Origin of the sequence: Verrucosispora sp. WMMA2121 (assembly GCF_027460185.1) — a bacterium.
GTDB lineage: Bacteria > Actinomycetota > Actinomycetes > Mycobacteriales > Micromonosporaceae > Micromonospora > Micromonospora palythoicola.
Window position 1 is genome coordinate 1,695,001 of sequence record NZ_JAPZBH010000004.1, and the last position, 11,481, is coordinate 1,706,481.

11 protein-coding genes (1 of these 11 only partly in view) are annotated in these 11,481 nt (G+C 73.8%); 7 read left to right on the top strand and 4 right to left on the bottom strand.

Features of this window, described 5'->3' with window-relative positions:
* Positions 1–240: the beginning of a tyrosine--tRNA ligase gene (gene tyrS, locus O7605_RS08550; protein ID WP_443083851.1), read on the bottom strand. Its footprint begins 1,053 nt before the window's first position; only the first 240 of its 1,293 coding nucleotides appear in the window; its start codon is at positions 238–240; its stop codon lies beyond the left edge, outside the window.
* 107 nt (positions 241–347) lie between these two features.
* Here tyrS and O7605_RS08555 point away from each other — a divergent pair, with 107 nt between their 5' ends.
* The 4 genes from O7605_RS08555 (at position 348) to O7605_RS08570 (ending at position 2,837) form a co-directional block, all read left to right on the top strand.
* Positions 348–728, top strand: a complete 381-nt coding sequence (locus O7605_RS08555; RefSeq protein WP_281583303.1) for a PaaI family thioesterase — start codon at positions 348–350, stop codon at positions 726–728.
* 189 nt (positions 729–917) lie between these two features.
* Positions 918–2,144, top strand: coding sequence for an NRAMP family divalent metal transporter (locus tag O7605_RS08560; RefSeq protein WP_269737391.1), 1,227 nt, complete (start codon positions 918–920; stop codon positions 2,142–2,144).
* Complete coding sequence (locus O7605_RS08565) at positions 2,141–2,521, top strand: hypothetical protein (RefSeq protein ID WP_269737390.1); 381 nt, start codon at positions 2,141–2,143, stop codon at positions 2,519–2,521. The genes O7605_RS08560 and O7605_RS08565 overlap by 4 nt, the downstream gene beginning before the upstream one ends.
* Positions 2,508–2,837 carry a PRC-barrel domain-containing protein gene (locus O7605_RS08570; RefSeq protein ID WP_269737389.1) on the top strand — a complete coding sequence of 110 codons (330 nt, stop codon included), beginning with the start codon at positions 2,508–2,510 and terminating at the stop codon, positions 2,835–2,837. The genes O7605_RS08565 and O7605_RS08570 overlap by 14 nt, the downstream gene beginning before the upstream one ends.
* A gap of 57 nt (positions 2,838–2,894) precedes the next feature.
* On the opposite strand, the gene O7605_RS08575 is transcribed toward O7605_RS08570, so the two are convergent.
* The 3 genes from O7605_RS08575 to O7605_RS08585 all read right to left on the bottom strand — a co-directional run bounded on the left by O7605_RS08575 (position 2,895) and on the right by O7605_RS08585 (position 5,599).
* A complete protein-coding gene (locus O7605_RS08575) occupies positions 2,895–4,289 on the bottom strand; it encodes a hemolysin family protein (RefSeq protein WP_269737388.1) in 1,395 nt (464 codons plus the stop codon).
* Between the two features lie 124 nt (positions 4,290–4,413).
* Positions 4,414–5,049, bottom strand: coding sequence for a hypothetical protein (locus O7605_RS08580; protein ID WP_269737369.1), 636 nt, complete (start codon positions 5,047–5,049; stop codon positions 4,414–4,416).
* 49 nt (positions 5,050–5,098) lie between these two features.
* On the bottom strand, positions 5,099–5,599 hold the full coding sequence (locus O7605_RS08585; RefSeq protein ID WP_269737368.1) for a GNAT family N-acetyltransferase: 501 nt from the start codon (positions 5,597–5,599) through the stop codon (positions 5,099–5,101).
* Between the two features lie 129 nt (positions 5,600–5,728).
* On the opposite strand from O7605_RS08585, the gene ppdK reads away from it, so the two are divergent.
* The 3 genes from ppdK to O7605_RS08600 all read left to right on the top strand — a co-directional run.
* Positions 5,729–8,389: a pyruvate, phosphate dikinase gene (gene ppdK / locus O7605_RS08590; RefSeq protein WP_269737367.1), complete on the top strand. Its 2,661-nt coding sequence runs from the start codon at positions 5,729–5,731 to the stop codon at positions 8,387–8,389.
* 12 nt (positions 8,390–8,401) lie between these two features.
* Positions 8,402–8,842 carry a hypothetical protein gene (locus tag O7605_RS08595; protein WP_269737366.1) on the top strand — a complete coding sequence of 147 codons (441 nt, stop codon included), beginning with the start codon at positions 8,402–8,404 and terminating at the stop codon, positions 8,840–8,842.
* Positions 8,843–9,151: 309 nt separating this feature from the next.
* The coding region (locus tag O7605_RS08600; protein ID WP_269738652.1) for a cation-translocating P-type ATPase at positions 9,152–11,481 on the top strand (2,330 nt) is incomplete at its 3' end.

Genomic DNA, 11,481 nt, shown 5'->3' on the forward strand with positions numbered 1-11,481 from the left:
CAGCAGTGGCCGGTGCCCGGCGAGTTGGAGGCGGCGGGCGGTGGTGACCTGCATCAGGTGGCCGACGTGCAGGCTCGGCGCGGTCGGGTCGAAGCCCACGTAGAAGGCGGTTCCCGGGCCGTCGAGCAGCGCGCGCAGCTCGTCCGGGTCGGTGGAGTCCTGGAGCAGGCCCCGCCAGCGCAGGTCATCGGTCAGGGAGTCCCGCCGGGCCGGCGGGAGGGTGCTGTCGGTCACGATCACCGATTGTCCCCCATCAGCCCGGTCCGGCCCTACCGGGTTCCGGCGACAGGCACCGGCACTAGGCTGACCAGTCCAAGATCATGGAGGTGTCCGTGGACGTGTCGACGATGTCGGGTGGCTTCTTCGCCCTGCTCGGACTGGAGTTGGACGAGATCAGCGGGGACCGGGTCACGATTCGCTGGCGGGTTCGCCCGGAGTTGCACCAGCCGTACGGCATCCTGCACGGCGGGGTCCACTGCTCGGTGGTGGAGACGGCGGCGAGCCTGGGCGCCGGTGTCTGGCTGGGTGAGCGCGGGCGGGTGGTCGGCGTGTCCAACCAGACCGACTTCCTGCGGGCCGTGGGCGAGGGTGAGTTGGTCGCGGTCGGCACCCCGGTGCACCGGGGGCGCAGCCAGCAACTGTGGCAGGTGGAGATCACGGACGCGGACGGGCGGCTGGTCGCCCGTGGCCAGGTCCGCCTCCAGAACCTCTACCCGGCCACGGACTGACCGGAGCCGCGCCCCGACCAGGGCGGTCGGGTCGCCGAGCCGGCCGCACACCGTCGACAGGACACTGCGCGCTGCCCGACCGCCGCTCATCGTCACCGCCGTGCCTGAGCAGCGCTGAGGGCGGTTTCGGGTAGCTGGCGGCTTTGGTGGCGTTATCGTCGCGTCGATGACCGAGCCCGTACCGCCGACGTGAGGAAGCTTCTCGCCGCCACGCTCGGCATCCTGTCCGCGGTCGGCGGCTTCGTCGACATCGGCGACCTGGTCGCCGCCGGCCAGGCCGGTGCCCGCTTCGGCATGGCGCACACCTGGGTGCTGCTGCTCGGGGTCGTCGCCATCTGCGCGTACGCGGAAATGGCCGGACGGATCGCGGCGGTGACCGGGCGGGCGGTGTTCGACCTGGTCCGGGAGCGGCTCGGCGCGCGGATGGCGCTGCTCAACCTGGTGGCGTCGTACCTGGTCACGGTGATCACGCTGGCCGCCGAACTGGGTGGGGTGGCGCTGGCGTTGCGGCTTGCCACCGGCGTGCCGTACCTGCTCTGGGTGCCGGTCGCCGGGATCGCGGTCTGGCTGGTGCTTTGGCGGATGAGGTTCCCGGTGATGGAACGGGTCTTCGGGCTGGCCGGGCTCGCCCTGGTGGTGTTCGCCGTCGCCCTGTTCTGGCTGCCGACCGACTGGGCGGCGCTCGGGCGCGGTGCGGTGACACCTGGCGACTCGGGTCAGGGATGGGGGGCGTACTGGTTCGTCGCGGTCGCGCTGTTCGCCTCGACGGTCAGCCCGTACGAGGTCTTCTTCTTCTCCTCCGGTGGGGTCGAGGAACGGTGGAGCGCCACCGACCTGGCCGACGCCCGCTTCAGCGTGCTCGTCGGCTTTCCGGTCGGCGGCTTCCTCGCGCTGTCCCTGATGGCCACGGCGACGGTGGTGCTGCGCCCCGCCGGCCTGTCGGTGGACGGTCTCGACCAGGTCGCCCATCCGGTGGTGCTGGCCTTCGGCTCGGTCGGCCTGGCCGTGGCCGCGCTGGCGTTCTTCGCGGTCACCTTCGGCGCCGCGTTGGAGACCGGTCTGTCCGCCGCGTACGCGGCCGCGCAGTACTTCGGCTGGCAGTGGGGCAAACGGGTGAGCCCGCACGAGGCGGCCCGCTTCCACACGGTGCTGCTGGTCAGCGTGCTGCTCGGGGTGCTCGCGCTGCTCACCACGGTCGATCCGGTGGCCCTCACCGAGTACATGCTGATCATCAGCGCGGTGGCGTTGCCGCTGACCTACCTGCCGATCCTGGTGGTCGCCAACGACCGCACCTACCTCGGTGACCGGGTCAACGGCCGTGCTCTCAACCTGCTGGGCGCGGTGCTGTTGCTGGTCATCCTCGCGGCCTCGATCGTCGCCGTGCCGCTGGCGATCGGTACGAGGATGGGCCAGTGAGGATCCAGGTCAGCCAGGAGCTGCTCGACCGGCAACTGGTCGACCGGGACGGGCGGCTGATCGGCAAGGTCGACGACGTGGAGTTCGCGCTCGACGCGGACGGGGTGCCGTACCTGCGGTCGTTGCTCAGCGGGCCGGGTGCGCTCGGCCAGCGGGTGGGCGGTCGCCTCGGCCGGATGCTGGTGCTGACCGCCGAGCGATTCGTCACGGACCGGCCGATGGCGCCGCTACGCATCCCGTACGCGCTCGTCGAACGGGTCGACAGTGCGGTGTGGCTGCGGGTGCGGGCCGACGAACTGCCCACCTCGCCGGTGGAGCAGTGGTTGCGCCGGCACGTGATCGATCGGATTCCGGGGGCGCACCGTGCGAGCGGGTGACCTGTTGGGGCGTACCGCGTACGACCCTCAGGGCCGGCGCCTGGGTCGGGTGGTGGACCTCGTGCTGCGTGGCCCCGCCGACGGCCCGCTGCGGCTGACCGACCTGGTCGTCACCCGGCACTGGTACGGCCGGTTGAGTGGACGGCTGATCGGTCCGCAACGGCACCCGTCCGGTCCCTGGGCGATCCGCGCGCTGGCCCGACTGCTCGCTCGGAGCACCTGGCAGGTGCCGGTGCACCGGGTGCGCTTGGACCCGCCGCTGCCTGGTCCGCCCGATCCGGGTCGGCCGCGCGACGCTGGCCCGGAGCCTGCCTGAGCCGGCTGTGCGTGGCTACGTCGGCGGCCCGCGCGGTCGGACCCGTTCGCACGGTGCTCAGTGCCGGGTGCGGTCCAGCACCGACGGGGAGTCGACCGACGGCCCTGCCGCGTCCGGCTGCGCGTCGGGTTCGTCCGCCGCCTGTCCGGTCGTCTCGGCAGCGTCCGGGTCCGCGGGTCCCGTCGCCGTCCGGCGCAGCCGGACACCGGAGACCGCGCGGTCGTCGGCGAGCGTCACCTCCAGCCGCCAGCCGTCGACGGTGAGCTGCTCCCCGGCGTGCGGGATCCGGCCGAGACCGGCCAGCAGCAGCCCGGCCACGGTGGTGTAGTCGCCGTCCGGCCGTCCGGGCAGCTCCACGCCGATGTCGGGCAGGTCGTGGACGGGGAAGGTGCCCGGCAGCAGCAGCGCCCCGTCGTCGTCGGTGCGGACCGCACCGACATCCCGGTCGGTCTCGTCGTAGATCTCCCCGACGATCTCCTCGAGGATGTCCTCCAGGGTGACGATGCCCTCGACGGCGCCGCGCTCGTCGACGACCAGGGCCATGTGCTGGCGTTCGGCCTTGAACCGGCGCAGCGCGTCGACCACCGGCACCGAGTCCGGCAGCAGCAGCGGCGGACGGGCGTACTCGTCGACCGGCTGATCGTCACCGACGCCGACCAGGTCCCGCAGGTGGATGACGCCCACCGAGTCGTCCAGGCCGCCGTGGCGTACCACCGGCGCGCGGGAGTGCCCGGAGGCGGCCAGCACGAGTCGGGCGGCCTCCGCGGTGGTGCCGCTGTCCAGGCAGAAGACCCGCAGCCGCGGCACCAGCACCGCCCGCAGCCTGCGCTCGGCGATCTCCACCGCGCCGGCGATGATGGTCTGCTGCTCCTTGGTGAAGCCGTGGTGGCCGGCCACGATGTCCCGCAGCTCGTCCGGGCTGATCTCGTCCCGCTCGGGCTTGGGGTCCAGGCCGACCAGCCGTACCACCAGGTCGCTGGTGGCGCCGAGCACCCAGACGACCGGCCGGGTGAAGCCGGCGAGCAGATCCAGCGGGCGGGCGACGAGCAGCGCCCACCGCTCCGGAACCTGCATGGCGATCCGTTTCGGGGCCAGCTCACCGAAGACCAGGGTGATGAAGGTCAGCACCAGCGTGACGAGCACCACGGAGATCGGGCCGGCGGCCCGGCCGAAGACGCCGTCCAGCAGCGGAACCAGCGGCTGGGCCAGCGACACCGCGGCGGCCGCCGAGGCGAGGAACCCGGCAAGCGTGATGCCGATCTGGATGGTGGCCAGGAAGCGGTTCGGGTCGCGGGCCAGCCGGGCCAGCACCCGACCCGTGCGTCCGCTGCGTTCCAGTCGCTGGACCTGGCTGTCGCGCAGCGACACCAGCGCCAGCTCACTGCCGGCGAAGATCGCGTTCACCACGATCAGGACCGCGACCAGGGCCAGCTGGCTCCAGTAGCTCTGCACGCCTGGTTCTCCCTCGCTGGACCGCGCCCCGTGGCGCCGCCGGTGGCGGCCCCGCCGGCGTAGCGGAGCCTATGCCCACTCGCTCCGGCGGTGAATCATCACCAGGTGGGGCCGGGGCGCGCGCTCAGCCCTGCGGCAGCGCCGGCGCCGGCAGGTCCAGCACGTACGACTCCCCCGCGCGGCGGAACCCGAGGCGGTGGTAGTACGGGGCGATCATGCCCGGTGGGCTCAGCACCTGGCGGAACCCACGGTCGGTGAACAGGCTGCTGCGCCGGTAGACGAACTCGCCGGGGGTGAAGTCACGAAACGGCGGAGTGACGTAGTCCAGGTCGACCTGGGCCACCCCGTCGCCGACGTCGCGGACCAGTACCACACCGACGACCTCGTCGGCGCGTACCACCAGGAAGGCCGACCGACCGACCGGGCGGTCGGGACGGAAACCCGGGTTGAACCGGGCGATGTCGGCGGCGTGCACCCGCAGCGTGTGGGCCAGGAACGCGTCGTCGGCACCCACCTCCACCACCTGGTAGGTCTGCTCGTCGTGGCGGGTGGTGAGCAGCCGCCGCAGGTACCAGATGTTGATCACGGCCAGCACCACGTTCAGCCCGACCATGGGCCACACCCGGATCGTGGCGTTGTAGCCGATCAGGACGGCACAGCCGACCAGGTTCAGGGCGCGCAGCCGCAGGATGCGCGTCTGCAGCAGCGACCAGACCAGCAACGCGGAGCCGGCCCAGCCGACCAGTTCCAGCCAGTTCACCCCGCGAGGGTAGTCGCCGCCCTGGTCAGCCCCGGTTTCAGGGGGCGGATCACGCCGGGTCGGTGCCGGTTGACGGCGGCAGTTCCAGGACGTACTCGTCGATCTCGTGGCCGCGGCCCGGGGCGTACGCCCGCTCGGTCCCCCGGACGACGAAGCCGCAGCGGCGAAGCACCGCCAGCGACGCGGCGTTGTCGGTGGCCGTTCGCGCGAACAGTGGCCGGCGGGTGACGTCCCGCAGCAGCGCGGTCAGGGCCCGGGTGGCGTACCCACGGCCCCAGTGCGCCCGGTCGATCCAGTAGCTGACCTCGAACTCGTCGCCGACCGGGAAGGCCAGCACGTGACCGACCACGGTGCCGTCGACGGTCACCGTGCGGGCCAGGTTCTCCGGGCCGGTGAGGATGCGGACCCAGTGCGCGGCGAACGCCCGCCGGTCCGTCGGATCCTCGGCGCCGAAGGCGGCCATCCGGTTGGCCTCCGGGTCGAGCTGGTGGACGAAGAACTCCACCAGGTCGTCCTCGCGTACCGGGCGTAGCCGCAGGTCATCGGTCACCGGCCGACCATACGCGTTGCGGGTGGGGACCACCGGCCCGGTTCGGATCGGCTTTCGGCCCTGCCCCCGCGGGATGCGGCGTTGCTACCAACGAGGCAGAGGCATCGACGGCGAAGTGGAGGCCGGGTCATGACCAGGTACGTGTACGACTTCATCGAGGGTGGCCGAGAGATGGCCGACCTGCTCGGCGGCAAGGGCGCCAACCTCGCCGAGATGACCCGGCTCGGGCTGCCGGTGCCGCCCGGATTCACCGTCAGCACGGACGCCTGCCGGGCGTACCTCGCCGACAAGGCGGTGCCCGACGGACTGTTCGACGAGGTGAACGCTCATCTGCGGGAGGTCGAGGTGCGGCTGGGCCGGCGGCTCGGCGACCCGGCCGAACCGCTGCTGCTGGCCGTCCGTTCCGGCGGGCGCTACTCGATGCCCGGGATGATGGAGACGATCCTGGACATCGGGCTCAACGACGCCACCGTGACCGGGCTGGCCCGGATCAGCGGCGACGAGCGGTTCGCCTGGGACTCGTACCGACGGCTGATCCAGATGTTCGGTCGGACGGTGCACGGCGTGCCGGCCGAGGAGTTCGACCGGGAACTGGACGCGTTGCGGGCCACCGCCGGGCCGGACGGCCCGACCGCGGAGCAGTTGCACGGCCTGGTCGAGACGTACAAGAAGGTGTTCGCCGACCGGGTCGGTCACGAGTTCCCCCAGGCCCCGCACGAGCAGCTGTACCTGGCGATCCGGGCGGTCTTCGAGTCGTGGAACGCCTCCCGGGCGGTGCTCTACCGACGCCGCGAGCACATCTCCGACGACCTGGGCACGGCGGTCAACGTGATGGCGATGGTCTTCGGCAACCTGGGCCCGGACTCGGGTACCGGGGTGGCGTTCACCCGCGATCCGGCCACCGGCGCGCCCGGCGTGTACGGCGACTACCTGTCCGACGCCCAGGGCGAGGACGTGGTGGCCGGAGTCCGCAACACGGTCGGGCTGGACGAGCTGTCGCGGCTCGACCCGGCCAGCTACCGGCGGCTGACCGGGATCATGACGACGCTGGAACGGCACTACCGGGACCTGTGCGACGTGGAGTTCACCATCGAACGGGGCCGGTTGTGGATGCTGCAGACCCGGGTCGGCAAGCGCACCGCGGCGGCGGCGTTCGTGATCGCCGCCCAACTGGCCGACGAGGGTCTGATCAGCTGGGACGAGGCGTTGACCCGGGTCAGCGGGGCGCAACTGGCCCAGCTGATGTTCCCCACCTTCGACCCGCAGGCCACGCCCGAGCCGCTCGCCACGGGCGTGGGTGCCTCCCCCGGGGCCGCCGCCGGCCGGGTGGTCTTCGACAACGCCGCCGCGACCGCGGCGGACGGGCCGGTGATCCTGGTCCGCCGGGAGACCAACCCCGACGACCTGCCCGGCATGATCGCCGCCGCCGGGATCCTCACCGCCCGGGGCGGCAAGACCTCGCACGCCGCCGTGGTCGCCCGGGGCATGGGGCGTACCTGCGTCTGCGGCGCGGAGGCGCTGCAGATCGACCCGGAGCGCGGCGAGTTCCGGGTCGGCGACACCACGGTCCGGGCCGGTGACCTAGTCTCCATCGACGGCACCACCGGGCGGATCTATCTCGGCGAGGTGCCGGTGCGGCCCTCCCCGGTGACCCGCTACCTCGCCGGTGAACTGGCGCCGCAGTCCGACCGGCTGGTCTCGGCGGTGGACCGGCTGCTGCGGCACGCGGACTCGGTGCGCCGGCTCGGCGTACGCGCCAACGCCGACACTCCCGCCGACGCGTCGCGGGCGCGGGCGCTCGGCGCGGACGGGGTCGGGCTGTGTCGGACCGAGCACATGTTCCTCGGTGCCCGCCGGGCCCTGGTGGAGCGGTTGATCCTGGCCGACGGGCTGGACGAGGTCCACGCCGCGCTGGCGGAGCTGCTGCCGTTGCAGCGGGAGGACTTCGTCGCGATCCTCGCGGAGATGGACGGCCTGCCGGTGACCATCCGGCTGCTCGACCCGCCGTTGCACGAGTTCCTCCCCCCGTTGCCCGAACTGGCCGCGCGGGTGGCCCGGGCGGAGGCGCTCGGGCAGCAGCCGGGTCGCGACGCGGTGCTGCTGGCCGCCGTCCGCCGGATGCAGGAGAGCAACCCGATGCTGGGCCTGCGCGGGGTCCGCCTGGGTCTGGTGGTGCCGGGCCTGTTCGCGATGCAGGTCCGGGCCGTGGCGGAGGCGGCGGCGCGGCGGGTGGCCGAGGGCGGCGACCCGCGCCCGGAGATCATGGTGCCGCTGGTCGTCGACGTGCACGAGCTGGCGGCGGTGCGGGCCGAGGTGGCCGACGTGCTGGCCACCGTGCCGGGTGCGCCGCCGATCCCGGTCGGCACGATGGTCGAGACGCCGCGCGCGGCGCTGACCGCCGGGGCGATCGCGGGCGAGGCGGAGTTCTTCTCCCTGGGCACCAACGACCTGACCCAGACCACGTGGGCGTTCTCCCGCGACGACGGGGAGGGCTCGTTCCTCGGTGACTACCTGGAGCGGGGCATCGTCGAGGCGTCACCGTTCGAGACCGTCGACGTCGCCGGGGTGGGCCGGCTGGTCCGCCTGGCGGTGGCCGAGGGCCGCGCGGCGCGACCCGGGCTGACGGTCGGGGTCTGCGGCGAGCACGGCGGTGACCCGGAGTCGGTGGAGTTCTTCGCCGAGGCCGGACTCGACTACGTCTCCTGCTCGCCGTACCGGGTGCCGATCGCCCGCCTGGCCGCCGGCCGGGCCGCGGTGACGCCGGACTGCGTCGGCTCCGACGCCCGATAGGAGGTGCCTGAGATGACCGCCATCTTCAATGCCACCGGGTCGGTGCCGCTGGCCCAGCCCCGACCGGCCCCGGAAACGGCGCAGCAGCCGGCACCGCCGCTGTCGGTCGGGCCGGTGCTGGAGTTGCCCGGCACGCCGCCGGCCGCTCTGGTGCCGGTGACCCGCGACGGACGCCCGGTCGGCGTGTTCGTCGCGACCGCCGGACGCGTGCGGTACCGGCCGCTGCCCGACCCGGATCGACTGCTGGTCGCCACCGCCGGGGTGCTGGCCGTCGGGCTGGTCACCGCCGGGGTGACGGTGCTGGGTCGGCGCAGGCCACCCGCGGTCGCGCGGTTGACCATGGGCCCGGGCGGCTGGGTCAGCTTCCGGGGGGTACGCGCTCCGGCTCCCCGGGCTGCCCGCCCCTGGTGGGCCCGCCTGTTGCGGGCCCGCCGCCTGGTCGCCGAACGCTGAGCCGCAGCGTCGGGCGGGTACGCCACGGCGAGCACTTTCGGTGCTGCTGCTGCCTCGGACCGGACGGAGGCAGCAGCAGCACGGATGCTGCTCGGATCATGACCGATGTCGCTCGGGCGGCAGTCGGTACGGGCCCGACGGGCCAGCTGCGCGCGGCATCACCGACACCACGGTGGGACGGGCTGGCAGGGCCGTTGGTCCCGGGGCGCGCGGGCGGATCGCCCCTGCCGGGCGGCGCCGGCCTCGGCGAGGCTGGTGTCGAAGGGGCGGGCCGTCGGGGTGCGCCCGACGCACAGGGCGGAGCGGACGGTGACCGGACAGGTCCAGGTCGCGGACGGTGGCGTACGCGGGGAGAGCATCGTCGTGACGGCACCCGCCACCGGGCTCAGCTCGACCGAGGCCGCCCGGCGGCTACAGGCGGACGGCCCCAACGCCGCCGCGACACCGCCCCGCCGGCATCTGGCGACGCGGGTCCTGCACCAGCTCTCCGATCCCCTGGTCGCCCTGCTGCTGGCCGCCGCCGTGGTCACCACGGTGCTGCGGGACTACCCCGACACCGTGGTGATCCTGCTCGTGGTCGCCGTGAACACGGCGATCGGGGTGGTGCAGGAGGTACGCGCCGACCGGGCCATCGCCGCGCTCGACCAGCTCGCCGCGCCGACCGCCCGGGTGGTGCGGGACGGCCGGGACGCGGTGCTGCCCGCCACCGAGCTGGTCCGGGGCGACCTGGTCCGGGTCGAGGCCGGCGACGTGGTCCCGGCCGACCTGCTGCTGCACGACGCGAGCCGGCTGCACCTGGACGAGTCGGCGTTGACCGGCGAGTCGGTGCCGGTGTCCCGGGCGGCGGGCGAGGAGGCCAGCGCCGGCACGGTGGTGACCACCGGTCGGGCCGTCGGCACGGTGGTGCGCACCGGCGCGACGAGTGCGCTGGGCCGGATCGCCACCCTGGCGGCCAGCACCCGGCCGACGGCGACCCCGTTGCAGCGCCGGCTCGCCTCGCTCGGCCGGATCCTCGGCGTCGTCGCCGTGGTGTTGTCCGGGCTGGTCTTCGCCGTCGGCGTGTTCAGCGGTCGTCCCCTGGTGGACATGGCGGTCACCGCGGTGAGCCTGGTGGTCGCCGCGGTGCCGGAGTCGCTGCCGGCGGTGGTGACGCTGGCGCTGGCGCTGGGGGCACGTCGGATGGCGGCGGCCCGGGCGATCCCCCGCCGGCTGCACGCGGTGGAGACGCTCGGCTCGGTCACCGTGATCGCCTCGGACAAGACCGGCACCCTGACCGAGGGACGGATGGCCGTGCAGTCGGCGGTCACCGGCGACGGTGCCGTGTTCGGGGTCACCGGCAGCGGGTACGCCCCGCACGGCACGGTGCACCGCGACGGCGCGCCGGTGGCGGTGCCGGACGAGCTGCGTCGGCTGGCCCGGGCCGGGCTGCTCTGCAACGACGCGACCCTCGCCCCGCCGACCGAGCAGCGACCCCGCTGGGGTGCGGTGGGCGATCCGCTGGAGGCGGCCCTGGTGGCCTTCGCGGCCCGCTGCGGCCTGGATCCGCAGACCATCCGCAACGCCTGGCCCCGGGTCGCCGAGCACCCCTTCGACCAGCAGCTACGCCGCATGACCACGGTGCACCGCTCCTGCGACCGTCGCTACCTGGTGGTGTGCAAGGGCGCCCCGGAGAACGTGCTCACCGCGCCGCTGCTCGACGCCGACGCCGACGAGTTGGCCGCCCTGACCGCCGCCGCGCACCGGCTGGCCGGTGCCGGGCTGCGGGTGCTGGCGTTGGCCGCCGCCGTGCTGGACACCGCGCCGGCCGACCCCGCGCGTCCCGAGGGGTTGCGCCCGCTGGGTCTGGTCGCGGTCGGCGATCCGCTGCGCGCCGCGGCGCCGGACATCGCCGACGGTTTCGCCGACGCCGGCGTGCGGCTGGTGCTGGTCACCGGCGACCATCCGGCCACCGCGGCGGCCATCGCCGGTCAGCTGGGGCTGTGGAGCGAGGGCGACCCGGTGGTACGCGGTGACGACGGTGATCCCGCCGCGGCACCACCGGCGACCCGGGTGTACGCGCGTACGCAGCCGGAGCAGAAGCTCGACATCATCGCCGGGTTGCAGTCCCGGGGTCATGTGGTGGCGATGACCGGCGACGGCGTCAACGACGCGCCGGCGTTGCGCCGGGCCGACATCGGGGTGGCGATGGGTGGCGGTACCGAGGTGGCCCGGCAGGCGGCCGACCTGGTGCTGGTCGACGACGACCTGTCCACGGTGACCGCCGCGATCGGTGAGGGTCGCCGGATCTACGACAACATCCGCCGGTTCCTGCGCTACGCCCTCTCCGGTGGGGTGGCCGAGATCGCGGTGATGCTGCTCGGGCCGCTGTTCGGCCTGCCCGTGCCGCTGCTGCCGGCCCAGATCCTCTGGATCAACCTGCTCACCCACGGGGTGCCCGGGGTGGCGCTGGGCGCCGAACCGGCCGAGCCGGGCTCCCTGCGCCGGGTGCCACGCTCGCCGCAGGAGTCGGTGCTCGGCGCGGGGCTGGGCCGGCAGATCCTGGTCGGCGGCGCGCTGATCGCGGCGGTGACCCTGGGCGCGGGCGTGCTCGCCGCCCACTGGGACCGGCCCTGGCAGTCGGTGATCTTCATCGTTCTCGG